At 71.6% G+C, this 24,040-nt stretch carries 27 protein-coding genes; 14 read left to right on the top strand and 13 right to left on the bottom strand.

Annotation, left to right across the window (positions count from 1 at the left end):
* The first annotated feature begins 49 nt into the window (after positions 1–49).
* Positions 50–697, top strand: coding sequence for an RraA family protein (locus ACQKQD_RS14885; RefSeq protein ID WP_020092493.1), 648 nt, complete (start codon positions 50–52; stop codon positions 695–697).
* Here the strand turns inward: ACQKQD_RS14885 and ACQKQD_RS14880 are convergent.
* Entirely contained in the window at positions 673–1,587 is a 915-nt protein-coding gene (locus ACQKQD_RS14880) for a LysR family transcriptional regulator (RefSeq protein ID WP_427508721.1), read from the bottom strand. The genes ACQKQD_RS14885 and ACQKQD_RS14880 overlap by 25 nt on opposite strands.
* 119 nt (positions 1,588–1,706) lie before the next feature.
* Between ACQKQD_RS14880 and ACQKQD_RS14875 the strand changes: the two genes are divergently transcribed.
* Both ACQKQD_RS14875 and ACQKQD_RS14870 read left to right on the top strand, forming a co-directional pair.
* Positions 1,707–2,870 carry a mandelate racemase/muconate lactonizing enzyme family protein gene (locus tag ACQKQD_RS14875; RefSeq protein ID WP_091926260.1) on the top strand — a complete coding sequence of 388 codons (1,164 nt, stop codon included), beginning with the start codon at positions 1,707–1,709 and terminating at the stop codon, positions 2,868–2,870.
* Positions 2,871–2,923: 53 nt separating this feature from the next.
* Positions 2,924–3,598: a metallophosphoesterase family protein gene (locus ACQKQD_RS14870; protein ID WP_427508720.1), complete on the top strand. Its 675-nt coding sequence runs from the start codon at positions 2,924–2,926 to the stop codon at positions 3,596–3,598.
* Between the two features lie 132 nt (positions 3,599–3,730).
* Here ACQKQD_RS14870 and ACQKQD_RS14865 read toward each other — a convergent pair whose 3' ends face one another.
* The 8 genes from ACQKQD_RS14865 to hemA form a co-directional block, all read right to left on the bottom strand.
* Positions 3,731–4,114 carry a DUF423 domain-containing protein gene (locus tag ACQKQD_RS14865; protein ID WP_020092497.1) on the bottom strand — a complete coding sequence of 128 codons (384 nt, stop codon included), beginning with the start codon at positions 4,112–4,114 and terminating at the stop codon, positions 3,731–3,733.
* Positions 4,111–4,764: a ribosome biogenesis GTP-binding protein YihA/YsxC gene (gene yihA / locus ACQKQD_RS14860; protein ID WP_020092498.1), complete on the bottom strand. Its 654-nt coding sequence runs from the start codon at positions 4,762–4,764 to the stop codon at positions 4,111–4,113. The genes ACQKQD_RS14865 and yihA overlap by 4 nt, the downstream gene beginning before the upstream one ends.
* Before the next feature lie 13 nt (positions 4,765–4,777).
* Complete coding sequence (gene yidC, locus ACQKQD_RS14855) at positions 4,778–6,628, bottom strand: membrane protein insertase YidC (protein ID WP_020092499.1); 1,851 nt, start codon at positions 6,626–6,628, stop codon at positions 4,778–4,780.
* The gene (gene rnpA / locus ACQKQD_RS14850) at positions 6,618–7,238 is read right to left on the bottom strand and encodes a ribonuclease P protein component (protein WP_427508719.1); all 621 of its coding nucleotides are present in this window, start codon (positions 7,236–7,238) and stop codon (positions 6,618–6,620) included. Before rnpA ends, yidC begins: the two co-directional genes overlap by 11 nt.
* 79 nt (positions 7,239–7,317) lie before the next feature.
* Positions 7,318–7,452 carry a 50S ribosomal protein L34 gene (gene rpmH / locus ACQKQD_RS14845; RefSeq protein ID WP_007558110.1) on the bottom strand — a complete coding sequence of 45 codons (135 nt, stop codon included), beginning with the start codon at positions 7,450–7,452 and terminating at the stop codon, positions 7,318–7,320.
* A gap of 168 nt (positions 7,453–7,620) precedes the next feature.
* Complete coding sequence (locus ACQKQD_RS14840) at positions 7,621–8,166, bottom strand: adenine phosphoribosyltransferase (RefSeq protein ID WP_012320444.1); 546 nt, start codon at positions 8,164–8,166, stop codon at positions 7,621–7,623.
* Positions 8,167–8,236: 70 nt separating this feature from the next.
* Entirely contained in the window at positions 8,237–9,034 is a 798-nt protein-coding gene (locus ACQKQD_RS14835; RefSeq protein ID WP_427508718.1) for an inositol monophosphatase family protein, read from the bottom strand.
* Between the two features lie 280 nt (positions 9,035–9,314).
* Positions 9,315–10,583, bottom strand: coding sequence for a 5-aminolevulinate synthase (gene hemA / locus ACQKQD_RS14830; RefSeq protein ID WP_026604818.1), 1,269 nt, complete (start codon positions 10,581–10,583; stop codon positions 9,315–9,317).
* Between the two features lie 347 nt (positions 10,584–10,930).
* On the opposite strand from hemA, the gene ACQKQD_RS14825 reads away from it, so the two are divergent.
* Positions 10,931–11,110, top strand: a complete 180-nt coding sequence (locus ACQKQD_RS14825; RefSeq protein ID WP_427508717.1) for a hypothetical protein — start codon at positions 10,931–10,933, stop codon at positions 11,108–11,110.
* An 86-nt stretch (positions 11,111–11,196) separates the two neighbouring features.
* A complete protein-coding gene (gene murA, locus ACQKQD_RS14820; protein WP_020092503.1) occupies positions 11,197–12,486 on the top strand; it encodes a UDP-N-acetylglucosamine 1-carboxyvinyltransferase in 1,290 nt (429 codons plus the stop codon).
* Between the two features lie 48 nt (positions 12,487–12,534).
* On the opposite strand, the gene ACQKQD_RS14815 is transcribed toward murA, so the two are convergent.
* Positions 12,535–12,930 carry a hypothetical protein gene (locus ACQKQD_RS14815; protein ID WP_427508716.1) on the bottom strand — a complete coding sequence of 132 codons (396 nt, stop codon included), beginning with the start codon at positions 12,928–12,930 and terminating at the stop codon, positions 12,535–12,537.
* 188 nt (positions 12,931–13,118) lie between these two features.
* On the opposite strand from ACQKQD_RS14815, the gene ACQKQD_RS14810 reads away from it, so the two are divergent.
* From ACQKQD_RS14810 to ACQKQD_RS14795, 4 genes are all read left to right on the top strand, one after another.
* On the top strand, positions 13,119–13,565 hold the full coding sequence (locus tag ACQKQD_RS14810; protein WP_020092505.1) for a DUF2948 family protein: 447 nt from the start codon (positions 13,119–13,121) through the stop codon (positions 13,563–13,565).
* A 21-nt stretch (positions 13,566–13,586) separates the two neighbouring features.
* Entirely contained in the window at positions 13,587–14,882 is a 1,296-nt protein-coding gene (gene hisD / locus ACQKQD_RS14805) for a histidinol dehydrogenase (RefSeq protein WP_091981844.1), read from the top strand.
* A 10-nt stretch (positions 14,883–14,892) separates the two neighbouring features.
* Positions 14,893–15,375, top strand: a complete 483-nt coding sequence (locus tag ACQKQD_RS14800; RefSeq protein ID WP_020092507.1) for a UPF0262 family protein — start codon at positions 14,893–14,895, stop codon at positions 15,373–15,375.
* 106 nt (positions 15,376–15,481) lie between these two features.
* Entirely contained in the window at positions 15,482–15,892 is a 411-nt protein-coding gene (locus ACQKQD_RS14795) for a low molecular weight phosphatase family protein (protein ID WP_234083060.1), read from the top strand.
* A 94-nt stretch (positions 15,893–15,986) separates the two neighbouring features.
* Here ACQKQD_RS14795 and ACQKQD_RS14790 read toward each other — a convergent pair whose 3' ends face one another.
* Both ACQKQD_RS14790 and ACQKQD_RS14785 read right to left on the bottom strand, forming a co-directional pair.
* Positions 15,987–16,313, bottom strand: coding sequence for a hypothetical protein (locus tag ACQKQD_RS14790; protein WP_427508715.1), 327 nt, complete (start codon positions 16,311–16,313; stop codon positions 15,987–15,989).
* A 103-nt stretch (positions 16,314–16,416) separates the two neighbouring features.
* Positions 16,417–17,091, bottom strand: coding sequence for a transglutaminase-like cysteine peptidase (locus ACQKQD_RS14785; protein ID WP_427508714.1), 675 nt, complete (start codon positions 17,089–17,091; stop codon positions 16,417–16,419).
* A gap of 250 nt (positions 17,092–17,341) precedes the next feature.
* Here ACQKQD_RS14785 and ACQKQD_RS14780 point away from each other — a divergent pair, with 250 nt between their 5' ends.
* The 5 genes from ACQKQD_RS14780 (at position 17,342) to ACQKQD_RS14760 (ending at position 23,131) form a co-directional block, all read left to right on the top strand.
* On the top strand, positions 17,342–17,911 hold the full coding sequence (locus ACQKQD_RS14780; protein WP_427508713.1) for a c-type cytochrome, methanol metabolism-related: 570 nt from the start codon (positions 17,342–17,344) through the stop codon (positions 17,909–17,911).
* 159 nt (positions 17,912–18,070) lie between these two features.
* Positions 18,071–19,273: an FIST signal transduction protein gene (locus ACQKQD_RS14775; protein ID WP_020092512.1), complete on the top strand. Its 1,203-nt coding sequence runs from the start codon at positions 18,071–18,073 to the stop codon at positions 19,271–19,273.
* Entirely contained in the window at positions 19,270–20,616 is a 1,347-nt protein-coding gene (locus ACQKQD_RS14770; protein WP_427508712.1) for an ATP-binding response regulator, read from the top strand. The genes ACQKQD_RS14775 and ACQKQD_RS14770 overlap by 4 nt, the downstream gene beginning before the upstream one ends.
* A gap of 221 nt (positions 20,617–20,837) precedes the next feature.
* Positions 20,838–22,265, top strand: a complete 1,428-nt coding sequence (locus ACQKQD_RS14765) for an MFS transporter (protein WP_427508711.1) — start codon at positions 20,838–20,840, stop codon at positions 22,263–22,265.
* Between the two features lie 68 nt (positions 22,266–22,333).
* A complete protein-coding gene (locus ACQKQD_RS14760) occupies positions 22,334–23,131 on the top strand; it encodes an SDR family NAD(P)-dependent oxidoreductase (protein WP_091926251.1) in 798 nt (265 codons plus the stop codon).
* A gap of 341 nt (positions 23,132–23,472) precedes the next feature.
* Here ACQKQD_RS14760 and ACQKQD_RS14755 read toward each other — a convergent pair whose 3' ends face one another.
* Complete coding sequence (locus ACQKQD_RS14755) at positions 23,473–23,832, bottom strand: SWIB/MDM2 domain-containing protein (RefSeq protein ID WP_012320460.1); 360 nt, start codon at positions 23,830–23,832, stop codon at positions 23,473–23,475.
* Positions 23,833–24,040 lie beyond the last annotated feature (208 nt).

Here is a 24,040-nt window from a genome sequence, read left to right as displayed (position 1 = left end):
TTCGCCGCGATGCCGCGGGGGCGCTGACGCCAGGGAGACGTCGAGGCCGATGTCCGCCATCACCCGCAATCCGCCGCCGCCCGCCGTCGACCCGGCCGTGCTGGCGGCCTTCCGCGATGTCTCGACGGCCACGATCAGCGACTGCCTGGCGCGGATGCCGGTCCTGGCCGGCCTGCGCCCGTTCCATCGCGGCGGGGCGCTCGTGGGAACGGCCTTCACGGTCCGCGTCCGGAGCGGCGACAACCTGGCCATCCATCAGGCTCTGGAAGAGGTCCGCCCCGGCGACGTGATCGTGGTCGACGGCGCCGGCGACACGAGCCGCGCGCTGGTGGGCGACATCATGAAGGCCATCGCGGAGAGCCGGGGCGTGGCCGGCTTCGTGATCGACGGCGCCGTGCGCGACACGGCGGCGTTCGCGGGCGCGGACTTTCCCTGCTACGCCCGCGACGCGACGCCGCGGGGGCCGTTCAAGACGGGCCCCGGCGCGATCAACGTGCCGGTCTGCGTCGGCGGCTGGACGGTGAGCCCGGGGGACGTGGTGGTCGGCGACGCCGACGGCGTCGTGTCGTTCCCGCCCGGCGACGCGGCCGCCCTGCTCGACGCCGTGCGGGCGCAGGCGGCCCGCGAGGCGGAGGTCCTGGAGCAGATCCGGGCCGGTCGCTACGACGGCCGCTACGCCCGGGTGGCGAAGGCCTGATCCGGCCGGGCGCCCTCGGGCGCCTGCAGGCGCCGCCACAGGGCATCGGCCGCGCCGCCTCGGCCCTCGCGCGTCCGGAACAGCCGGATCTCCACCGGAACGTCCAGCTCCTCCGGGCCTGCCCGCACGAGTTGTCCGCGGGCGATCACCGCCTCCGCGAGCGTCACCGGGAGCCACGCGACACCGTCGCCCCCCTGGGCCATGGTCATCAGCGTCGCCGCGAGGTGCGACGTGAAGGCCGGCTCGTGGCCGGCCGCCGCCCCGCTCGCCGCCAGGATCCGGCCGAGCCCCGAGGCCTCGCCGTAGGCGAGGTAGCGGACCGCACCGCTCAGGGGCCAGAGCGGCGCCCCTCCGGACGTCGGTGCGCAGAGCGGCACCAAGCTGTCCGCGCCGACGCGGATCGACTCGCAGCGGCCATCGTCCAGGGGCGTGGGGAGGTCCGCGCGGTGGTGGCACAGGAGGAGTTGCACCTCGCCGGCCAGCAGGATCGCCTCGCAGGCCGCCATGCTGTCCGAGATCAGGTTGAGGGCGCCCAGCGTCTCGAAGGGTGCGTGCCGGCGGATCCAGCCGGGAAAGAACGTGAACGACAGCGCGTGCGTGGCCGCGATCGCGAGGCTCGCATCCGCGCGCGCGCCCGCGGCCCGCGCCTCGCGGCACGCCCGGTCCAGGCCCCGCATCAACTCCTCGGCGTGCGGGCGGAAGCCCGTTCCGGCGGCGGTCAGGTGCGCCCCTTGCGCGCTCCGCAGGAACAGGGGCGTCCCGAGCCACGCCTCGAGCGCGCGGATCCGTCGGCTGAAGGCCGGCTGCGTCACGTGCCGGACCTCGGCGGCCCGCGAGAAGGTCCGGTGCTCGGCGAGCGCGAGGAAGTCCCGCACCCAGTCCAGATCCATAGCGCCTCTCCGACAGGACGGGGCCGATGCCGCCCGCGCATCGCGCGCTCCGGAAACGGCATTGGCTGACCGGGTGCCGCCGACGCTATGGCACCGGGACGCACCGGGGAGAGTGAGCCATGCGCATCGTCGACGTCCGCGAGGTCACCAAGCCGATCGCATCGCCGATCCGCAACGCCTACATCGACTTCTCGAAGATGACCACGAGCCTCGTCGCGGTGGTCACCGACGTGGTCCGCGACGGCCGGCGGGTCGTCGGCTACGGCTTCAACTCCAACGGCCGCTACGGCCAGGGCGGCCTGATCCGCGAGCGCTTCCGCGACCGGATCCTGGAGGCCGACCGGGACAGCCTCCTCGTCGATGCGGGCGACAACCTCGACCCGCACCGGGTCTGGGCCGCGATGATGCGCAACGAGAAGCCCGGCGGCCACGGCGAGCGCTCGGTGGCGGTGGGCACCCTCGACATGGCGATCTGGGACGCGGCGGCGAAGATCGCCGGGAAGCCACTGTTCCGGATGCTCGCCGAGCGGAAGGGCGTCGCCGCCGACCCGCGGGTCTTCGTCTACGCGGCCGGCGGCTACTACTATCCCGGCAAGGACGATTCCGCCCTCCGCGCCGAGATGCGCGGCTATCTCGACCGCGGCTACACCGTCGTGAAGATGAAGATCGGCGGCGCACCGCTCGAAGAGGACCGGCGCCGGATCGAGGCCGTGCTCGCCGAGATCGACGGACGGGGCCGTCTCGCGGTGGACGCCAACGGCCGCTTCGATCTCGAGACCGCCATCGCGTACGCCCGGATGCTGCGGCAGTACCCGCTGTTCTGGTACGAGGAGGCGGGCGACCCGCTCGACTACGCGCTCCAGGCGGCGCTCGCGCCCTACTATCCCGGGCCGATGGCCACCGGCGAGAACCTGTTCTCGCACCAGGACGCGCGCAATCTCCTGCGCTACGGCAACATGCGGCCCGACCGCGACTGGCTGCAGTTCGACTGCGCGCTGTCGTACGGGCTCGTGGAGTACCTGCGCACCCTCGACGTGCTGGCCGAGTTCGGCTGGTCGCCCGCCCGCTGCATCCCGCATGGCGGGCACCAGATGTCGCTCAACATCGCGGCCGGCCTCGGCCTCGGCGGCAACGAGAGCTACCCGGACCTGTTCCAGCCCTACGGCGGCTTCCCCGACGGGGTGCGGGTCGAGGACGGCCACATCACCATGCCGGACCTGCCGGGCATCGGCTTCGAGGGCAAGTCGGACCTCATCGCGGAGATGCGCGCCCTCGCGGCGTAGCGCGCCGACCCGGGCGGCCTTGCGGAACGCGCCACCGCGTTGGACGATGGCGCATGGATTCCGGCCCCCTCACCTACGCGATCGGCGACGTCCACGGCTGCGCCGCCCTCCTCGACGCGCTGCTGGAGCGGATCGCCGAGCACGCGGGTGACCGTCCCCACCGGCTGGTCTTCCTCGGGGACTACATCGACCGCGGCCCGGACAGCGCCGCGGTGCTCCGCACCGTGAGCCGCCTGAACTGGGCCGAGCCGGAGCGCGTCGTCTGCCTGATGGGCAACCACGAGCGGATGCTGCTCGACGCACTCCAGACGGAGAGCGCGGCCGCGCACTGGATGTTCAACGGCGGCGAGGCGACGCTCGATTCGTTCGGCGCGCGGGATCCTGCCGGCCTGCCCCGGGACACCCTCGACTGGATCGAGGCGCTCCCGACGCTGCACGGTGACGGCGCCCACTGGTACGTGCATGCCGGGCTGCGGCCCGGCACAGACGCCCTCGGCTCGGACGCGCATGATCGCCTCTGGATCCGCGAGCCGTTCCTCGAGGGCGACCACGATTTCGGACGGTACGTGGTCCACGGCCACACGCCGCAGCGGAGCGGGCGCCCGGAAGTGCGCCGGTTCCGCACCAACCTCGACACCGCGGCCGTCTACGGCGGCGCGCTGACCACCGGGATCTTCTCGGACGCGCAGGGGCCGGCCCTGGAGTTCCTGCAGGTGAGAGCATCATAGGGCGCGACGGCGCCGTCTTTGCGAGCGGAGCGAAGCAACCCAGGGCAGCGCCGCATCGCGCGGCCCGGCGCCGCGTGGACTGCTTCGCTCCGCTCGCGAAGACGCTGGCCCGCGGGCCGCCGGCCGGACCTGTCAGACCCCGCGTCGCGCGGGCACCAGCGCGCAGAGGATCCCGGTGAGCCAGCCGCCCATCAGGGCGAAGCCGCCGGTGGGCGCCGCCATCGGGAAGAGCGCGTGCTGAAGCCATGCGCGCACCGAGAGGTCGCCGCAGAACAGGATCAGGCCGGCGACCAGCAGCCCGGCCGCGACGCGCGCGAGACCGGCCCGGACGAGGCCCGCGGCCCCGAGACCGACCAGCGCCAGGATGGCGGGGGCGTGGAACAGCAGGAACTGCGCCGCCGTCTTCAGCGAGTCCGCCCCGGGGATGTGCGCCGCGGCGGCGCTCAGCGCGACGCCGAGCAGCCCGGCCAGAGCGGCGAGCGCCGCGAGCGCGCGGTCGACACCCGCGAGTCTCACGCGCCGCGCTCCGCCAGGAGCCTAGCGATGGCCGCCCGCAGATCCGGTACGCCGGAATCGTCCCGGCTCGAGGTGAGGATCACCTGCGGGTAGGCGGCCGGCCGCTTGGCGAGCCCCGCCTCGATCCCGGCGATGCGGCTCGCGACCTCGCCCTTCTTGAGGGAATCGCCCTTCGTCAGCACGACCTGATAGCTCACCGCGGCCTTGTCGAGGCCGTCGAGGACGTCGGTGTCGATCGACTTGAAGCCGTGCCGGGCGTCGATCAGCATGAACACCCGGGCGAGGTTGGCGCGGCCCTTGAGGTAGGCGTGAATCAGCCGGGTCCACGCCTCGACCTTGGCCTTCTCGACGGCGGCGTAGCCGTAGCCGGGCATGTCGACCAGCGACAGGCGCTCGCCGATCCGGAAGAAGTTGAGCTGCTGCGTCCGCCCCGGCGTGTGCGAGGTCCGCGCCAGGGTGTTGCGCCCGGTGAGTGCGTTGATCAGGCTCGACTTGCCGACATTCGAGCGCCCCGCGAAGGCGATCTCGACGCCCTCCATGGGCGGCAGCCGGTCGAGGATCTGGGCGGCCGCGTAGAAGTCGGCCGGGCCGGCGAAGAGAAGGCGGCCGGCCTCGAGGAGGTCGGCCGCGTCGTCGTTGGTCTCGCTCACGGCGTCTCGCCCGTCAGCTCTTGGTGGCGGCCGCCTTGGTGCCGCCGCGCTTGAACGTTGTGCGGAGGTTGTCCCACAGCTCCACCTTCACGCCGTTGCGGCGCATGATGACGTATTGCTGGATCACCGACAGGGTGTTGTTCCAGGCCCAGTAAATCACCAGGCCGGCGGGGAACGAGCCCAGCATGAAGGTGAACACGATCGGCATGAATGTGAAGATCTGCGCCTGGACCGGGTCCGGCGGCGCGGGATTCATCTTCATCTGCACGAACATCGTGATGCCCATGATGATCGGCCAGACGCCCAGGTGCACGAAGTCGGGTGCCGGGAACGGCAGCAGGCCGAACAGGTTCACGATGCTCGTCGGATCCGGCGCCGCGAGGTCGCGGATCCAGCCGAAGAACGGCGCGTGGCGCATCTCGATGGTGATGAACAGGACCTTGTAGAGCGCGAAGAAGACCGGAATCTGGATCAGCACCGGCCAGCAGCCGGCGACCGGATTGATCTTCTCCTTCTTGTACAGCTCCATCGTGGCCTGCTGCTGCTTCATGCGGTCGTCCTTGTACCGCTCGCGGATGGCGGCCATCTCCGGCTGCACGGCCTTCATCTTGGCCATGGAGACGTAGGACCGGTTCGCGATCGGCAGGAACAGCAGCTTCAGGCAGAAGGTCACCACCAGGATCGAGACGCCGAAATTGCCGAACAGGTGGTAGAAGAAGTCTAGCGCCCGGAACATCGGCTTGGTGATGAAGAAGAACCAGCCCCAATCGATCATCAGATCGAAGTGCTTGATGCCGAGGTCCTTCTCGTAGTTGTTGATGACGTTGACTTCCTTGGCGCCGGCGAACAGCCGCTGCGTCGCGGTCGCCGAGGCGCCCGCCGCGAGATTCACGGCATCGCCGCGCACGCTGGCTTGGTAGACGTTGGTGGCACCGTCGGTCCGGTCGGTGAAGGCGCCGGTATAGGGCGCGTCCTGATCGGGGATCGCGGCCGCCGCCCAGTACTTGTCGGTGATGCCGACGAAGCCGCCGGTCACGCCGCTCCAGGCCTTGCCCTTGGTGTTGGCACCGCCGTAGGCGCCCTCCTTGGCGAGCTTGTCGTAGGTGAATTCCTGCAGGCCGTCGTTGCCGAGATAGCCGATCATGCCCTCGTGCAGGACGTAGTAGCCCTGGGTATGCGGCTTACCCCAGCGGGAGACGAGGCTGTACGGGTAGAGCGTGATGGCGCCCGAGCCCTTGTTCTCGACCTCGTCGCGGATCGTGAACATGTACTTGTCGTCGACCGCGATGATCCGCTTGAAGACGAGGCCGGCGCCGTTGTCCCAGGTCAGGGTCACGGGCATGCCGGGCGACAGTGTCTTGCCGTCGCTGGTCCAGAGGGTGTCGTTGGTCGGCAGCGGACCGGCATTGGCGCCGACCCAGCCGAACTCGGCGTAGTAGGGCGTCTCGGTCCCGGCCGGCGAGAACAGCACGATCTCGGGGCTCTTGGGGTCGATGGTCTCGTGGTAGTTCCTGAGCGAGACGTCGTCGACGCGGCCGCCCTTCAGGGCGATCGAGCCGGAGAGCGCCGGGGTCTCGATCCGGACGCGCGGCGAGCGGGCCAGCGCCGCCTCGCGGGAGACCGGGCCGCCCTGGGCGGTCGGCAGCGTGCCGGGCGCGGGGGCCGCCGGGCCACCCTCCTTCGGGGACGGCGAGGGCACGCCGTCCGGGGTCACGCCCGGGGGCTGCTGCTGCGCGGCCTTGTTCTGCGCCTCGATCTGGCGCTGCTGCTCCATGCGCGGGCCGGCCACGAAGTACTGCCACCCGAGCAGCACCAGCAGCGACAGGCCGATGGCCACGAACATGTTCGTCTTGTCATTGCCCATCAGGGACACCGCCGCACGCGTTCGGAGTGGCAACAGGAACGTCGCCGGCCCCGGAGGACCTGCGCGCGCCTGTGATTCGGGGATCTCTGTCGCACCCCTGCGACGGGCCGATGTCGACACCGCCGGGTGGGGCCGCCTGCGCGGAGGCGCGGCCGGCTTCGTGCGGGAGAGAGGACGACTGAGAAGTGGCCGTGTCAGGGGCCGGCTTGGCGCGCCGACCGCCGGATCGGCCGGGCGACCTGTCCCCGCGGGGCGCGGCCGCGCGGGTCACCGCGGGAATCGCGCGGCGTAGATCCTCGGCGAGGGCCTCGAAGGAGGCTTCGAGGGCGGGGCGGCGGGCGATCAGCACGATGTCGGCCGGAAGGCCCGCGAGCTCGCTCGGCAGATCGGACGCGACCAACCCCACGGCAGCGCGGAGTCGGCGGCGGATGCGGTTGCGCTCCGTCGCGTGGCCGACACGCTTCGTGATGGTGAAGCCGAGACGGAGGCCGGGGCAGACGTCCGGGCTCCGAAGACGCCCCTGCGCGGTCATACGCTCGGTGTGGAAGCGACGCCCCTCGGCCGCCGCCAGGAAGTCGGGTCGTTTCTTGAGCCGCTCGATCGTCGCCATCGATGGTTCGATCCCGGCCGATACCACTTGCCTCGTGGCGCGGATGCGTCGGAGCGTCCGCGCCGGCGAGGATCAGGCCTCAGGCCGACAGGCGCTTGCGGCCGTGGGCGCGACGGCGCGCGATGACCTTGCGGCCGCCGGCGGTGGCCATGCGCGCACGGAAACCGTGACGGCGCTTACGGACGAGCTTGCTCGGCTGGTAGGTTCTCTTCATGGCTCAGAGCCTTCAAAGGTCGAGGCGCGCTCGCGGGCAGCTATTGCTGCACCCGACCTTCACGCGTCCTGGTTGTCTGCAAACACGAAGGGCGCCCATGCGGGGCGCCACGTCGCGAGTGGCGGGCTTATGGCGGATGAGCCCCGCGAAGTCAACGTTTCGCGGGGCTCAATGACCCTCGAACTGCATGAGGGTGCGCACCTCGACGCCCAGGTCGCGCAGGCGCTGCGCGCCGCCGATCTCGGGCAGGTCGATGACGAAGCAGGCGGCCACGATCTCGGCGCCGATCTTCTGGAGCAGGTTCACGGCCGCGATCGCGGTGCCGCCGGTGGCGATCAAGTCGTCGACCAGCAGCACCTTGTCGCCGGGCCGAACGGCGTCGACGTGGATCTCGATCTCGTCGGTCCCGTACTCGAGGGCGTAGGCCATCGAGACAGTCTTGTGAGGCAGCTTGCCCTTCTTGCGGATCGGCACGAAGCCGCAGGAGAGCTGGTGGGCGATGGCCCCGCCGAGGATGAAGCCCCGGGCCTCGATGCCGGCCACCTGGTGGATCTGTCCGCCGGCGTAGGGATGCACCAGGGCGTCCACCGCCCGCCGGAAGGCGCGCGGGTCGCTCAGCAGCGTGGTGATGTCGCGGAAGATGATCCCCGGCTTCGGGTAATCGGGAATCGAGCGGACCGATTCCTTCAGCGCGACGTGGCGGCGGGCTTCCATGCGTTCGGCCTTCCGTGGGGAACCGCGGGCTTAAAGCAGAAGCCCGACGGCCTGACCAGTCGAGGGCGGCTCAGGCCGCCTGGACCTTCTTGAGGATGGCGACGAGGTCCCGGTGAAGCCCCTCGTTGCCGCAGGCCACCGACCGGGGCGCCAGCGGCTCGGCCGCGCCGTCCGCCGAGGTCACGAAGCCGCCCGCCTCGCGCACCAGGATCACGCCGGCGGCGAAGTCGTAGGTCTGGAGGTCGCGCTCCCAGTAGGCGTCGAGGCGGCCGCAGGCCACGTAGGCCATGTCGAGGGCCGCCGAGCCCATCCGGCGGGTCCCGCCGGCCACCGCCATCACGGCGCCGAGCTCACGCAAGAGGCGCGGGTGGCTGCCGCGACCGAGATAGGGCGTGCCGTAGCCCACCAGCGCGTCCGCCATGTCCTGGCGGCCGGAGACGCGCAGGCGCCGGTTGTTGAGATAGGCGCCCTTGCCGCGCTCGGCGAAGAACAGCTCGTCCTTGATCGGGTCGAAGATCACGCCGGCCACGATCTGGCCCTCGCGCTCGAGACCGACCGAGACCGCGAAATGCGGCACGCCGTGCAGGAAGTTCGACGTGCCGTCGAGGGGATCGATGTGCCAGGTATGGCTCTTGTCGGTCCCCTCGATGATCCCGTTCTCCTCGAGCACGAGGCTGTAGCCCGGACGCGCCTTCATCAGGGCGTCGCGCAGCACCTCCTCGGCCTTGCGGTCGGCCGCGGAGACGAAGTCGCCCGGACCTTTGCGCGAGACCTGCAGGTTCTCGACCTCGCCGTAGTCGCGGCGCAGGCCGCGCGCGGCCTTGCGCACGGCATCGACCATGACGGTCATGAGGGGTGAGGAGATCATAGGCGGACTTTTCGCGGATGAGGATTGGCGCCGTCGTTACAGGTCGGCGCCGGAAAAGACGAGATGGGGACGGGACATGGAAGCGCTGCGGGCCGCTGCCTCAGCGCGGAGCCGGCGCGGTCAGGCCGGCCTCAGCATACCGCCGCGCCCGTCTTTGCGAGCGGAGCGAAGCAATCCAGGGCAGCAGGCCGGCCGCGGATGTGGCATCCCTGGGTTGCTTCGCTCCGCTCGCAAAGACGGGCGCCCGCAACACGGCCCGGCCGGGACGGCGGCGCGGATCCTACTCCGCGGCCTCGACGAAGACAGTGCCGGCGCGGGGCAGGTCCAGGGCCTGCCAGGTCTCGCCCAGCGCCGCGGCGAGGCGCTCGATATGCGCCGCGTCGTGGAACGGCGACGGCGTGATCCGCAGCCGCTCGGTCCCGCGCGGCACCGTCGGGTAATTGATCGGCTGAATGTAGATTGCGTGGTGCTCCAGCAGATGGTCCGCCGCCGCCTTGCACAGCTCGGCATCGCCGACCATCACCGGCACGATGTGCGTCTCTGTCTCCAGGACCGGAAGCCCCGCCGCGCTCAGCGCCGCCTTCGTGGCCGCCGCCTGACGCTGGTGCGCCTCGCGCTCCGCGCTCGAGCGCTTCAGGTAGCGCACCGACGCCCGCGCCGCCGCCGCCACTGCCGGCGGCAGCGCCGTCGTGAAGATGAAGCCCGGCGCGAAGCTGCGCACCGCGTCGCAGATCGCCGCCGAGGCGGTGATGTAGCCGCCCACGCAGCCGAAGCCCTTGGCCAGCGTCCCCTCGATCACGTCGACCCGGTGCATGACGCCGTCGCGCTCGGCGATGCCGCCGCCGCGCGGGCCGTACAGGCCGACGGCGTGGACCTCGTCGAGGTAGGTCATCGCGCCGTAGCGCTCGGCCAGGTCGCAGATCGCGCCGATCGGCGCCACGTCGCCGTCCATCGAGTAGACCGACTCGAACACGATCAGCTTGGGCCGGTCGCCGGCCTGCCGCAGCAATTCCTCGAGGTGGGCGAGGTCGTTGTGGCGGAAGATCGTCTTGGCGCAGCCGGAATGGCGCACGCCCTCGATCATCGAGTTGTGGTTGAAGGCGTCCGACAGGATCAGGCAGTCGGGGATCAGCTTGGCGATGGTCGAGATGCCGGCCTGGTTCGAGACGTAGCCGGAGGTGAAGACGAGACCGGCCTCCTTGCCGTGCAGGTCGGCGAGCTCGCGCTCCAGGTCGACCAGCGGCGAGGTGTTACCGGCGATGTTGCGGGTGCCTCCGGCGCCCACGCCGCAGCGGGCGGCGGTCTCGGTCATGGCGGCGACCACCTCCTTGTGCTGGCCCATGCCGAGGTAGTCGTTGGAGCACCACACGGTGATCTCGGTGGTCTTGCCGTCCGGCTGGCGCCACTTGGCGGTCGGGAAACGCCCCGAGATCCGCTCGATGTCGGCGAACACCCGGTACCGCCGTTCCCCGTGCAGCTGATCCAGGGCCCCGCGGAAGTAGCGCTCGTAGCCGGATCCGGCGCGCGTCGATCCCGCTTGGGCGAGCATCGTGCTGGGCATCCGGGTGACGGTCATCGAGCGTCCTTCGCGTGTTCGGCCGCGCGGGCGACACCGCGTGAGCGGCGTCTCAGGCCCGCGATCGAGGTCCGGCCTCGGTCCAGTCCTTCGCGTGAGGGCCGCAAGATACGCGCGGATCTGGAACTGGTTCAAGGTAAGGTTCCGACATCGCAGCGTTGCATCCGTTGAGAGGCCCGCGTGAACCCGCTAGCGTCCGGCACGTTCTTCCGACCCAAACTTGGCTCCCGCCCCCTGCAACAGCTCATGTCTCCGACCGCAGATGGCTCGTCCGGCGTGGACCGCGCGGCCCCGACCTTGCGGCGACCAAGGGTCGCGCCGTGACGGACTCCAGGGACGAGCGGGCGGAGCGCCTCAAGGCCGCGCTGCGCCAGAACCTGCGCCGCCGCAAGGCGCAGGGCCGCGGGCGGGCCCAAGGAAGACCGTCTCCCGGCGCGGATCAGTCCTGCGCGCGGGAATCGGACGGAAACGGTCCTGATTCCGACAAATCCGGTCTATAGGGCACGGCCAAGCCTGGGCGCTGCCGCGCCCGCGATCAGCACGGCCGGCCGCGCGCCCTCGCGGGTGCGCCGCCCGAGGACACACGATGGACCGCATCCACATCACCGGCGGCGCGCCGCTCAACGGCGTGATCCCGATCTCGGGCGCCAAGAACGCGGCGCTGCCGCTGATGATCGCGAGCCTGCTCACCGGCGAGACGCTGGAGCTGATCAATGTGCCGCGGCTCGCTGACATCGCCGCGCTGACGCGGATCCTCGGCAACCACGGCGTGGACCACATGGTCGTGGGCAAGCGCCCCGGTCAGACCACCGAGACGGGCCAGACGATCCGGCTCACCGCCTCGAACGTCATCGACACCACGGCGCCCTACGAGCTGGTCTCGACCATGCGGGCGAGCTTCTGGGTGATCGCGCCGCTGCTCGCCCGGTTCGGCGAGGCCAAGGTCTCGCTGCCCGGCGGCTGCGCCATCGGCACCCGGCCGGTGGACCTGCTGATCATGGCGCTGGAGAAGCTCGGGGCCGAGATCGAGATCGACGCCGGTTACGTCGTCGCCAGGACCAAGAACGGCCTGCGCGGCGCCGAGTTCGCCTTCCCGAAGGTGACCGTGGGCGGCACGCACGTGGCGCTGATGGCCGCCGCCCTGGCCTACGGGACCACGGTGATCGAGAACGCCGCCCGCGAGCCGGAGGTGGTCGACCTCGCGGAGTGCCTGAACAAGATGGGCGCCAAGATCCGCGGGGCCGGCACGCCGCGCATCGAGATCGAGGGCGTGGCCCGCCTGAACGGCGCCCGCCACGAGGTCCTGCCCGACCGGATCGAGACCGGCACCTACGCCATGGCGGTGGCGATGGCCGGCGGCGACGTCGTGCTCAAGGATACCCGGGCCGACCTGCTCCACTCGGCCCTCGACGTCCTGACGACCACGGGCGCGGAGATCACGCAGGTCGAGGGCGGGATCCGCGTGCGCCGCAACGGCGCCGGCATCGCGGCGGTCGACGTCACCACCGACCCGTTCCCGGGCTTCCCCACGGATCTCCAGGCGCAGTTCATGGCGCTGATGACGCTGGCGAAGGGCCAGTCGCACATCCGCGAGACCATCTTCGAGAACCGGTTCATGCACGTGCAGGAGCTGGCCCGCCTCGGCGCGAAGATCCGCCTGGAGGGCGACCTCGCCATCGTCGAGGGCGTGGACCGGCTGAAGGGCGCCCCCGTGATGGCGACCGACCTGCGCGCCTCGGTCTCCCTGGTCATCGCGGGCCTCGCCGCCGAGGGCGAGACCCAGATCAACCGGGTCTACCATCTCGACCGCGGGTTCGAGGCGCTGGAGGCCAAGCTCGGCCGGTGCGGCGCGCAGATCGAGCGCGTCCGGGCCTGAGCGGCAGCGCTCGGTCCGAGCCGGCCGGCGCGCGGCAGCGCCCGAGGCTCAGTCCTCGATCTGCCCGCGCCTGTAGCCGAAGCCGGGGATCTCGCAGCCGCAGGGCGCGTCGGGAGGCCCCGGGCGCACCCTGCACGTGCCGCGGGCCGTCACGCAGACGCTGTCGTCCCACGGGCGCCCGAAGTCGCCGCGCCAGCGCGGGCCGCGCCTGTCGTACGCATCGTCGACTGGCGGCGGGGGCGGACGCCAGCCATACCCGTCATCCGCGGGCGGAGGCGGCGGACGCCCGCCGGGCGGCGGCGGTGCGTAGAGATCCCGATCCGGCGCCGGACGACCGTAGATGTAGGGCCGCGCGTCCGGACCGACCTGCGCGACGGCGGGTCCGGCCGCCTGCAGCCCGACGGCCAGCACCGCCACAACCGCGCGCTCGGTGAGTGCCGCCATATGAGACCCTGCCCCGGCTCGATCGCCGGCGCGTCTAAACGGCGACGCTGGCCCGAGCCTGTGCCCGGCCGGGATCGCGATCCCCAGACCAGCCGTTGCCCGAACGGGGCCGCGCCGCTACCTACGCCGTGCCGCGGACCGGCCCTCGCCGCCCGACCCGCGCCCCGTATTCCCCGAGGACCCTCTGCATGGAGCTGCTCAGGCTCGCCGCCCTCGACACCGAGGACCTGACCGTGATCTCGGCCCATCTGCAGGACGCGATCCTGCGACCGCAGGACCTGACCTTCCTCGCCGGCGAGCACCGCTTCCTCATGGCGGTGCGCCGCTTCGACTGGACGCCGAGCGCCCCGCCGCGCCGGCGCCTAGCCGGCCTGCACATCGAGCGCGTGCTGGGCGTGAAGAGCCGCGGCCTGAAGCCGGACGACGCGACGCCGATGAGCCTGCTCGCCCTCACCTTCGAGCCGACGGACGCGCCCTCCGGGCACATCGACCTCGTCTTCTCCGGCGGCGCGGCCCTGCGGCTGGAGGTCGAGTGCATCGAGGTCCGGATGAAGGATCTCGGCCCGGTCTGGGAATCGGCGAACCGTCCCGGGCACGACATCGACACCGATACGGCCGCCGGCTCGGCGGCCTGACGCGAGACAGAAGGCTTCCCGATGGTCCGGCTCGACAGCAGCGATCCGAATTTTGCCGCCGCCTTCGCGCGCCTCCTCACGGTGAAGCGCGAGATCGCCGAGGACGTGGACGAGGCGGTGCGCGGCATCATCGCCGACGTCGTCGCCCGCGGGGACGAGGCGCTGGTCGATTTCACCCGGCGGTTCGACCGGCTCGGCGCCGATTTCTCCGCCGCGCAGCTGCGGGTCACGGACGCGGAGATCGAAGCGGCCGTCGCGGCCTGCCCGTCGGACTCGCTGGAGGCCCTGCGCCTCGCCGCCGAGCGGATCGAGAGCTTCCACCGGGCGCAGCGGCCCGCGGATCACCGGGCCACCGACGCCCTCGGCGTCACGGCCGGCTGGCGCTGGACCGCGCTGGAATCGGTCGGCCTCTACGTCCCGGGCGGCACCGCGAGCTATCCCTCCTCGGTGCTGATGAACGCGCTGCCGGCGCGCGTCGCCGGGGTGCCGCGCCTCGTGATGGTGGTGCCCACCCCGGACGGCCAGATGAACCCGCTGGTCCTGGCCGCCGCGCAGCTCTCCGGCGTCCACGAGGTCTATCGGGTGGGCGGCGCCCAGGCGGTCGCGGCCCTCGCCTACGGGACCGCCACGATCGCCCCCGTGGCCAAGGTCGTCGGGCCCGGCAACGCCTGGGTGGCGGCGGCCAAGCGCCGGGTCTTCGGCCAGGTCGGGATCGACATGATCGCCGGCCCCTCCGAGGTGCTGATCCTGGCGGACGGCCACGCCAACCCCGACTGGATCGCCGCCGACCTCCTGGCCCAGGCCGAGCACGACGTGGCCGCCCAGGCGATCCTGATCACCGACAGCGCCGAACTCGCCGGCGCCGTCGAGGCGGCGGTCGAGCGCGCCCTCACCACCCTGCCCCGTCAGGAGATCGCCCGTGCGAGCTGGCGCGATTACGGCGCCGTCATCCGGGTCCGCACCTTCGACGAGGCCGTGCCCCTGGTCGACCGCCTCGCCCCCGAACACCTGGAGATCGAGACGCAGGACGCGGAGGCGCTCGCCGCCAAGGTCCGCAATGCCGGCGCGATCTTCCTGGGCTCGCACACGCCGGAGGCGATCGGCGACTATGTCGGCGGCCCCAACCACGTGCTGCCGACCGCGCGCTCCGCCCGATTCTCGTCCGGGCTGGGCGTGCTCGACTTCATGAAGCGGACGACGATCCTCGCCTGCACGCCGGAGAGCTTGCGGGCGCTCGGCCCGGCGGCGATAAACCTCGGCCGGTCCGAGGGCCTGGAGGGGCATGCCCGCTCCGTCGCGATCCGGTTGAACCTGTGAGGTTTTGGGGATGGCGGAGAAGCAGCGCGGGCCGAACCGCCTCGCGAAGGTGAGCCTGGACGAGGGGTCCATCGCCCGCGGCAATCCGGATCAGGAGCACGAACGGGCGATCGCGCTCTTCGACATCCTGGAGGACAATTCTTTCACCATCCCCGGGCGGGAGGGCCCCTACGCGCTCACGCTCGGACTCGTCGAGAACAAGCTGTCCTTCGCCATCACCACGGTGGACGGTGAGCCGGTGATGACGCACCTCCTGTCGCTCACGCCGTTCCGGCGGGTGATCCGCGACTACGAGATGATCTGCGAGAGCTACTACAACGCGATCCGCACCGCCTCGCCGTCGCAGATCGAGGCGATCGACATGGGTCGGCGGGGCCTGCACAACGAGGCGTCCGAGACGCTCAAGCAGCGGCTCGAGGGGAAGGTCGACCTCGACCACGACACGGCGCGCCGCCTGTTCACCCTGATCTTCGCGCTGCACTGGAAGGGTTAGGCGCCCTCCGCGCCGACCGGCGATGGCTGAGCCCGCTCCCGAGCCTCCTCCCGAGCCTTTTCCCGACGCGCCCCCGAAGAAGCGGCGGGTGCAGTCCGTCCTGTTCATGTGCAACTACAACGCCGTGCGCTCCGTGGCGGCGGAAGCGATCGCGCGCGCCTATTTCGGCAAGTCCACCTACGTGCAGTCGGCCGGGGTGCGCTCCGGCGAGCCCACCGACCCGTTCATGGTCGCGGCCCTCGACGAGGTCGGCATCGACGCGAGCCGGCACCGCCCGCGCACCGTGGAGGAGCTGGAGGACTGGGAGGGCCTGAACTTCGACCTGATCATCACCCTCGCGCCGGAGGCGCACCACCGGGCACTGGACCTGACGCACACCCTCGCGGCCGATGTCGAGTACTGGCCGACCCCCGACCCGACGCTGCTGCAGGACGCCTCGCGCGAGCAGCGCCTCGACGCCTACCGCGACGTCCGCGACGGGCTCACCCGGCGGATCAAGGCGCGCCTGAAGGCATAGGCGGACAGGCCGCCGCGACGCTGCCTTGCTGGCCGACCTCACGCGCTTGGCGGGAGCGTCTCTTCCCGATGGCCGCTGCCGGGAATCCCCGACGTCAGCCGCGGTTGCCGACCAGCCAAGCGCGCATCCGGCCGGCGAGGAGTGGCCGGGCGCGCCCGACATCCTCGTCGTCGAGCAGCGGCGAGGCCGCGAGGGTCGCGAGATAGGCGTCCTCGGCGGTCCGGCAGGCCCGGAAGGCGGCGTCGGCGGCGAGATCCCGGTCCGTCAGTGCGGCCTGGATCCGGAAGTTGCCGCTGACGCAGTCGCGCCACGCGGCGTGGCGGGCTTCGGTCTCGCTCGCGGCCCGGGCGGTGCCGCAGGCGGCGGCGACGAGGACGACAGCCAGAAGCGGGACCGGCGTCACGTGGCGGGCTCGCGGCATCGTTAAGGCACTCCGTCACCCGACAGAGTGGCGCCGCAGGGTTAGCGATCCGTTAAGGAACGGCGCGTGCGGCCGAGGCTCCACTGCTCGCCGCGTGGCTTGTTCACCGGTTTGCGGTGGTGACCGGGGAGGTGACGCCGCCGAGGGAGACCCAGGCGACGGCGTCCTGGCTCTCGCGCTTGATGAACACGTAGCCGGTCTTGTGCCAGGGCAGGATCGCGCTGGTCTTGTTGTCGAGCACCAGATCGCCTCGGTCGGTGATCAGGGTCAGCACGGCGTGGCCCTCGCCCTTCTCGTCGATCACCACGGTCATACGCATCGCCCGCCGCGGCAGGCCGGCCTCGGCCAGCATGTGGCGCTTGAGCAGTTGGAAGTCCTCGCAGTCGCCGATGCCGTCCTCGGCCAGGTCCCAGCGGTCGGCCACGTGCAGGTGGTCCTGGTCGGTCATCGGCTCGATCGCCTTGTTGACCCGCCGGTTCACCGACACGATCGTCGCCCAGGTGGCGGGCGTCAGGCTGATCCGGGCCGGCTCGCCCCGGTCCAGCGCGCACTCCGCCGCGTAGGTCTGACAGAACGTCACCCACGCCGCGATCGGCTTGGCATCGCCCTGCACCCGGGCGCCGGCCTCGGTGGGCAGGCTCGCCAGCGTCTGCGCCTGGGCCGGGGCGGCGAGCCCCGCGACGGCGAGGGCAGCCAGGGCCGCCCGGCGGACCCGGGAGAGCCGACGCGAGGCGGGTCCCTTGACCAGGCCCTGCATCATGGAAACCGCGAACCGCATCGCCGGGACCCAACCGTTAAGCTCTCGTTAACGAAAGCTCTCACGCCGGCGGGCCGGCGGCAATCCGCCGATTAACAAAAGGTTAATGCTGTGCGCAACGCGGATAAGCGCACTCTCGGCCGGTCATCGTGACGCTCACCGGCCGTGCGCGAAAACGTGAAGGCGCCTCAAGGTGTTCTCGGACGAGATCCGCCGTTATCCCGGCACCGCGCCACTAAGAAGAAGCCTGTGGGCGGCAGGAGGAAGACGTATGCGGTGCGTTGCAGACAGATTGGCCGGCCTCGTCCTGGCCGGGCTCGCAGCGGGAACCCTGGGGATGCTGCCGGCCTCCGCCGCGGCTCCGACCGCCGCCCCGCCCGCGACCGACCTGAAGAGCGAGGGGCCGACGCAGCCGGCCAAGGTCCAAGACGGCCAGTACACCGACAAGAACGGTAACCCGACCTACCACGTCACGGACGGGGGCAAGATGGTCGACTGGTACACCATGTCCGGCTACGTCCGGTACAGCGCGAACTGCATGGCCTGCCACGGCCCCGACGGGCTGGGATCGACCTACGCGCCTTCGCTGGTCGACGCCCTCAAGGGCATGGACTACGCGCAGTTCGCCGGCATCGTCGTGGGCGGCAAGAGGGACGTGAACGCCTCGCAGGAGCTGGTGATGCCCGCCTTCGGCGAGAACAAGAACGTCACCTGCTACCTGCCGGACATTTACACCTATCTCCGCGCCCGCTCCGACGGGGCGCTCGGCCGCAACCGGCCGTCCGAGCACGAACCCAAGCCCGCGGCCTTCGAGAAGGCCGAGGATGCCTGCATGAAGTGAGGCCGCCCCGGTCCGGCTTCCCGCGCGAACCGGACCGGGTCGACACGCCCCGTTGCACCGCTCGATTGCGCACGACATACTCCGCCCAAGACGCTGAAGAGCGGGCGCCAAGCCTGCCGAGGGGGTCGCAGGGGGTGGAACGTGGCTCAAGGATCGGGAGTGCGCCGCCATCTGTGCGGCATCTGGACGGCCTGGACGGACGCGGCCGGGGCCGCCGACGCGGCCGCGGAGGTGGCGCTCGCGGTCGGTGACACCGCCCTGTCGCAGGTCGTCGCGTTCTTCTCCGCCGATTACGATGCCGAGATCCTGGCGCGCGCGCTGGAGACCCGGTTCCCCGGTGTGCCGGTGGCCGGCTGCTCGATGTCGGGCGGCATCGCCCCGGCCGGCGGCCTCGACCGCGGGCTCGTCGTCATCGCGTTCCCGGCCGAGCGGTTCCGGATCGTCTCGACCGTCCTCGACGCCATCGACCACCTCGACGTGGAGCGGACCGCCTCGGCGGTCCGGGCGCTGCGCCGGACCCTGGACCCGCTGGACCGGTGCCGCGATGTCGACGCGGCCGGCACGGGCCACCGCTTCGCCCTGTCGCTGATCGACGGGCTCGCCAACGCCGAGGAGACCGTGGTCTCGGCGATCGCCTGGGCGCTCGACGGCATCCCGATCGTCGGCGGCTCGGCCGGCGACGACCTGCGCTTCCGGGACGCCGTCATGCTCCACGGCGGGAAGATCCACCGCAAGGCAGCGGTCCTGGTGCTCGTCGAGACCGACTTCTCGGTGGAGATCTTCAAGAGCGACAATTTCGAGCCGACGCGGACCAAGTTCGTGGTCACCGCCTCAGACGGCGAGCGCCGCACCGTGCACGAGCTCAACGCCGAGCCGGCGGCCCGGGAATACGCGATGGCGATCGGCCTCGACCCCGAGGGCCTGTCGCCGATGAGCTTCGCCGCCTACCCGCTCGCCGTGAAGGTCGGGGGCGAGTATTTCTGCCGCTCGATCCGGCGGATGAATGAGGACGGCTCGCTCAGCTTCTTCTGCGCGGTGGACGAGGGCGTGGTGCTCACCCTCGCCGAGCCGCGCGACATCGTCGCCTCGACCCGGGCGGAGCTGGCGCGCCTCGACGCCGTGCTCGGCGGCGTCGACCTGATCATCGGCTTCGAGTGCGTGCTCCGCCGCCTCGACGCCGAGAGCCGGCAGGTCCGGCACGGGATCGCCGACCTCTACCGCCGCTACAACGTCGTCGGCTTCGAGACCTTCGGCGAGCAGTACCGGGCGATGCACCTGAACCAGACCTTCACGGGCATCGCCATCGGCAAGACCCTCGCCGCGGGCGCGCCGGCCGCGGCCCCCGCCCCGGCCGCGTCGTGACCCTGCACCCGAACGGCCTCGAGACCGACGCGTCCCTGCACCGGCGGATCGAGAAGCTCGAGCGGATCAACGCCGCGCTGATGTCCCATGTCGAGCGCTCCATGGACCAGCGGGGCAGCGCCTACTCGCTGTTCCAGACGGCGATCATGCTCGAGGGCCGGGTCCGCACCCGCACCGAGGAGCTGACCGGGCTGATGCACCGGCTGGAGCGCTCCAACGAGGCGCTGGCCGCGGCCAAGGAGGACGCCGAGACCGCCAACCGCTCGAAGACGCGGTTCCTGGCGGCGGCGAGCCACGACCTGCTGCAGCCGGTCAACGCCGCCCGCCTCTCGATCTCGGCGCTCGCCGACCTCGACGTGCCGCCGGAGGCGCGCACCATCGCCGGACAGGTGGAGCGGGGCCTGCAGACCATCGAGGACCTGATCAAGACGCTGCTCGACATCTCGAAGCTCGATGCCGGGATCGTCCGGCCGCAGGTCCAGCCCGTCTTCCTGCCCGACCTGCTGGCGGGGATCGCGGAGAGCTTCGAACCCTTCGCACAGCGCAAGGGCCTGCGCCTGTCGGTCCACTGCCCGGACCTGACCGTCACCAGCGACGTGGTGCTCCTGCAGCGGATCCTCCAGAACCTCGTCTCCAACGCCGTCCGCTACACCCGCACCGGCGGGATCGTCCTGGCGGCCCGGCGCCGGTCCGGCGGCGTCCGGATCGAAGTGACCGACACGGGCTGCGGCATCGCCGCCGAGGAATGCGAGCTCGTCTTCGACGAGTTCTTCCGGGGCGGCGACCGGCCGAGCAGCGGCGAGGAGCCGGGCCTCGGCCTCGGCCTGTCGATCGTCCGCCGCATGGCCCTCGCCCTCGATCATCCCCTGCGGCTGCGCTCCCGGGTCGGCCACGGCACCCGGGTGTCGCTGACGCTGCCCCTGAGCGCGGTCCCGGCCGCCGCGGCGCCGCCCGCCCCGGTGGCGACCCGGCTCTCGGGAGCCCACGTCCTCGTCGTGGAGAACGACGCCTCCACGGCCGACGCCCTCGCGCGCCTGCTCCAGAACTGGGATGCAAGGGTCTCGACCTTCCGCGACCTCGCGGGCGTGAAGGCCGCCGTCGCGGCGGGCGCCGGGGCGCCGGACATCCTGGTGCTCGACTACCATCTCGACGACGGCGCCTGCGGCCTCGACGTGGCCGCCTATCTCCGGGCGCTGCATACCGGGCCGCTCCCGGTCATCGTCACCACCGCCGACCATACCGGCGCGGTCGAGGAGCGCGTCACCACCGCCGGCGCGGAGCTCGTGCACAAGCCGATCAAGCCGGCCCAGCTCCGCTCCCTGCTGACCTACATGCTGGCCTGAGCCCGATCGGGCGCCGCGACGCGCCGGCTCGCGCCGGATCCGAGCCGCGGGCGTCCGCGGCGAACACTCCCGTCCGCGCCGTGACATAGGACACACGCCCCCCCTCGACGGGCCTCCCCGCCTGCGCGACAGGGAGCAGCATCCGCGGCGCGTCCCGTGCCCGGATGTCCCCCCGCCATCGACGTCACGGACCCGCCGGGACGCCGCAGGAGCGCGCACCCATGGCGCAGGTCCCGCACGGTCCGACAGGCAGCCCGCCGGGTCATCCTCAGGGCACCGCGCAGGGGCCCGTCCAGGACGGCCTGCCGCCGCGCGAGCGCGTCCTCGCTATGGCGGCGATCGGGCTCGCCATGACCATGGCGGTCCTCGACGGGGCCATCGTCAACGTGGCGCTGCCCGTCATGGCCAAGGACCTCGCGGTCCGGCCGGCCGACGCGATCTTCGTGGTCAACGCCTACCAGGTCGCCGTCACGGCGAGCCTCCTGCCGTTCGCGGCCCTCGGCGACATCTTCGGCTTCCGGAAAGTCTACCTGCCGGGGCTCGCGCTGTTCGTCGCCGCGTCGCTCGCCTGCGCGGTCGCGCCGAACCTGCCGATGCTGATCGCGGCCCGCATCGTCCAGGGCCTCGGTGGCGCGGCGATCATGAGCGTGAATATCGGCTTCGTGCGCTTCATCTACCCGCACCGGATGATCGGCCAGGGGGTCGCCAACGTCGCGCTGGTGGTGGCGGTGGCCTCGGCCGCCGGCCCGACCGTGGCGGCGGCGATCCTGTCGGTGGCGACCTGGCCCTGGCTGTTCCTCGTGAACATCCCCGTGGGCCTGCTGGCCCTGGCGGTGGCGTCCCGGACCCTGCCGGTCACACCGGCGAGCGGCCGCCCCTTCGACCTCGCGAGCGCGGTGCTCAACGCGCTGACCTTCGGCCTGCTGATCATCGGGATCGACGGTCTCGGCGATCCGGAGGCGCGCGGGGTCGCCATCGTCGAGCTCGCCGCCGCCCTGGTCATCGCCGCGGTGTTCGTCCGGCGCCAGATCCGGCTGCCCGCCCCGCTCCTGCCGGTCGACCTGCTGCGGATCCCCGCCTTCGCCCTGTCGATGGCGACGTCCGTCGCCTCGTTCTGCGCCCAGATGGTCTCCTACGTGGCGCTGCCCTTCTACTTCCAGGACGTGCTGCACCTCTCCAGCACCCAGACCGGCTTCCTGCTCACCCCCTGGCCGATCGCGGTCGCCGCGATGGCGCCGATCTCCGGCCGCCTCGCGGACCGCTACCCGCCCGGCATCCTCGGCGGCGTCGGGCTGGCCATGATGGCCGCCGGGCTCGTCAGCGTGACGCTCCTGCCCGCGGCCCCCGCCACCCTCGACATCGTCTGGAGGCTCACCCTGTGCGGCCTCGGCTTCGGCCTGTTCCAGTCGCCCAACAACAAGGTCATCGTCACCTCGGCGCCGCGCGAGCGGGCCGGCGGGGCGAGCGGGATGCAGTCGACGGCGCGGCTCACCGGGCAGTCGCTCGGCGCGGCCCTGGTGGCGGTGATCTTCGGCCTGACGCACGGGCTCGGGGCCGAGCGGGCCGTCACCATCTCGCTCTCCTGCGCGGTGGCGCTCTCGGTGATCGGCGGCTGCGCCAGCGTCCTGCGGCGGAGTCGGAGCGGCTAGACCGACCCCGTATGCCACCGCGGGCGCGGGACCGCGTTGACGCGACGAGTCACGTGCAGGAGCGTCCCATGGATCTCGATCTCTCCGGCCGGAAGGCCCTGGTCACCGGCTCGACCGGCGGCATCGGCTACGCCATCGCCAAGGAACTCCTCGATCTCGGCGCCGAGGTCGGCATCAACGGCCGCACGCCCGAGCGCGTCGAGGCCGCGCTGGCGAGGCTGCGGGGCGAGGCGCGGGCCGGCCGCGCCTTCGCGGCACCGGGGGATGTCGCGACCGCGGACGGCGTGTCCGCGCTCGTCCAGGGGCTGCCGGTCGTGGATATCCTGGTCAACAACACCGGGATCTTCGAGCCGAAGCCGTTCTTCGAGATCCCGGATGCCGACTGGCAGCGCTTCTTCGACGTCAACGTGATGAGCGGCGTGCGCCTGTCCCGGGCCTACACGCCCGGCATGGCGGAGCGCGGCTGGGGCCGGGTGATCTTCATCTCCAGCGAGTCCGGGATCAACACGCCGACCGAGATGGTCCATTACGGGATGACCAAGACCGCGCAGCTCGCGATTTCCCGCGGGCTCGCCCAGACGGTGGCCGGCAGCGGCGTGACGGTCAACAGCGTCCTGCCCGGCCCAACCCTGTCGGAGGGCGTCGCGGAGTTCATGACGCAGATGGCCGGCGGCGCGGCCGACGCCGACCTCGAGGCCATGGGCCGCCAGTTCGTCGCGGAGCATCGGCCTTCCTCGCTGATCCGGCGCCTCGCGCGGGTGGAGGAGGTGGCGAACCTCGTCGCCTATCTCTGCAGCCCGGCCGCGAGCGCCACCACCGGCGCAGCTCTGCGGGTCGACGGCGGTGTCCTGCAGGGCCTCGCCTAGGATCAGGCAGGGCCCGAACCCGGGATCAGGACCGGTCCGAGCATCACCCGCCGGTCTCGGAAGCGGTGGCCCGGTCAACCAACCCGCGGGCGCGGAACCGCGATGCCCGGCGAGAGCGCGCGAGGAAGCCCGCGATCCAGACCCGTGGATCCGGACCTGTGGACGCGCCCCGCTCCGCGGATCGCCCGAGCCCGCCGGAGCGACCGGCGGCTCTGGATACCGGGCTTTCGCCCGCGGCGCGCCGCGCCATGTCGGCCGGTCGGCCGGCCCGACTGGAGCGTCGCGGAGGCACCTAGAGCCGTCGGCCCAGACGAGACGCCGGACTTGGCTCTAGGTCGTGATCAGGCCTTCAGGTGGGCGGCGAGATGCTTGTTCATCTCGAACATGGAGCACTTGTCCTTGCCGAAGACCTTCTTGAGCTTGTCGTCGGCAACGATCTCGCGCTTGTTCTGCGGGTTCTGAAGATTGTTCTTCTTGATGTAGTCCCAAACCTTGCTGACCACCTCGCCGCGGGGCAGCGGGCTGGTGCCGACGATGGCGCCGAGCTCGGCCGACGGCTTCAGCGGCTGCTGCAGAGCGTTGGGCTTGGTGCCGGCCGACTTGGCGGCAGCCGGCTTCGCAGCCTTCGCCGGGGCGGCCTTCTCCGCAGTCTTGGTGGTCTTGGCCGCCTTCGGCGCAGCCTTCTCGGTCTTTGTGGCCATAAACTTCCTCCGGTTCTCGGGCCGCAGGCCGGGGCATGATCGCCCCACGGCCGAGCCAGCATAGCAGCAACTAAGCGGTGCCGCCGCCGTTCCAAGGGGAAATTGCCTTTGCAGCCCCCTCATCCACAAGGCACGCACGAGAATCCCCTGTGGGATCGCCCGATCGACGCCGTGGTGAAGATTATTCGGTCCGATGCCGGGCGCGAAA

Source organism: Methylobacterium sp. NPDC080182 (genome assembly GCF_050281105.1).
Lineage (GTDB): Bacteria > Pseudomonadota > Alphaproteobacteria > Rhizobiales > Beijerinckiaceae > Methylobacterium.
The sequence above is the reverse complement of the archived record's forward strand: the minus strand, read 5'-3'. Positions and strand labels throughout refer to the sequence as shown.

Excerpts from the sequence above, each read along its gene's own strand:
- ACQKQD_RS14885 (WP_020092493.1), top strand. The coding sequence starts at position 50 with ATGTCCGCCATCACCCGCAATCCGCCGCCGCCCGCCGTCGACCCGGCC.
- ACQKQD_RS14880 (WP_427508721.1), bottom strand. The coding sequence starts at position 1,587 with ATGGATCTGGACTGGGTGCGGGACTTCCTCGCGCTCGCCGAGCACCGG.
- ACQKQD_RS14875 (WP_091926260.1), top strand. The coding sequence starts at position 1,707 with ATGCGCATCGTCGACGTCCGCGAGGTCACCAAGCCGATCGCATCGCCG.
- ACQKQD_RS14870 (WP_427508720.1), top strand. The coding sequence starts at position 2,924 with ATGGATTCCGGCCCCCTCACCTACGCGATCGGCGACGTCCACGGCTGC.
- yidC (WP_020092499.1), bottom strand. The coding sequence starts at position 6,628 with ATGGGCAATGACAAGACGAACATGTTCGTGGCCATCGGCCTGTCGCTG.
- rnpA (WP_427508719.1), bottom strand. The coding sequence starts at position 7,238 with ATGGCGACGATCGAGCGGCTCAAGAAACGACCCGACTTCCTGGCGGCG.
- rpmH (WP_007558110.1), bottom strand. The coding sequence starts at position 7,452 with ATGAAGAGAACCTACCAGCCGAGCAAGCTCGTCCGTAAGCGCCGTCAC.
- ACQKQD_RS14840 (WP_012320444.1), bottom strand. The coding sequence starts at position 8,166 with ATGGAAGCCCGCCGCCACGTCGCGCTGAAGGAATCGGTCCGCTCGATT.
- ACQKQD_RS14835 (WP_427508718.1), bottom strand. The coding sequence starts at position 9,034 with ATGATCTCCTCACCCCTCATGACCGTCATGGTCGATGCCGTGCGCAAG.
- hemA (WP_026604818.1), bottom strand. The coding sequence starts at position 10,583 with ATGCTCGCCCAAGCGGGATCGACGCGCGCCGGATCCGGCTACGAGCGC.
- murA (WP_020092503.1), top strand. The coding sequence starts at position 11,197 with ATGGACCGCATCCACATCACCGGCGGCGCGCCGCTCAACGGCGTGATC.
- ACQKQD_RS14815 (WP_427508716.1), bottom strand. The coding sequence starts at position 12,930 with ATGGCGGCACTCACCGAGCGCGCGGTTGTGGCGGTGCTGGCCGTCGGG.
- ACQKQD_RS14810 (WP_020092505.1), top strand. The coding sequence starts at position 13,119 with ATGGAGCTGCTCAGGCTCGCCGCCCTCGACACCGAGGACCTGACCGTG.
- hisD (WP_091981844.1), top strand. The coding sequence starts at position 13,587 with ATGGTCCGGCTCGACAGCAGCGATCCGAATTTTGCCGCCGCCTTCGCG.
- ACQKQD_RS14800 (WP_020092507.1), top strand. The coding sequence starts at position 14,893 with ATGGCGGAGAAGCAGCGCGGGCCGAACCGCCTCGCGAAGGTGAGCCTG.
- ACQKQD_RS14795 (WP_234083060.1), top strand. The coding sequence starts at position 15,482 with ATGTGCAACTACAACGCCGTGCGCTCCGTGGCGGCGGAAGCGATCGCG.
- ACQKQD_RS14790 (WP_427508715.1), bottom strand. The coding sequence starts at position 16,313 with ATGCCGCGAGCCCGCCACGTGACGCCGGTCCCGCTTCTGGCTGTCGTC.
- ACQKQD_RS14785 (WP_427508714.1), bottom strand. The coding sequence starts at position 17,091 with ATGCGGTTCGCGGTTTCCATGATGCAGGGCCTGGTCAAGGGACCCGCC.
- ACQKQD_RS14780 (WP_427508713.1), top strand. The coding sequence starts at position 17,342 with ATGCGGTGCGTTGCAGACAGATTGGCCGGCCTCGTCCTGGCCGGGCTC.
- ACQKQD_RS14765 (WP_427508711.1), top strand. The coding sequence starts at position 20,838 with ATGGCGCAGGTCCCGCACGGTCCGACAGGCAGCCCGCCGGGTCATCCT.
- ACQKQD_RS14760 (WP_091926251.1), top strand. The coding sequence starts at position 22,334 with ATGGATCTCGATCTCTCCGGCCGGAAGGCCCTGGTCACCGGCTCGACC.
- ACQKQD_RS14755 (WP_012320460.1), bottom strand. The coding sequence starts at position 23,832 with ATGGCCACAAAGACCGAGAAGGCTGCGCCGAAGGCGGCCAAGACCACC.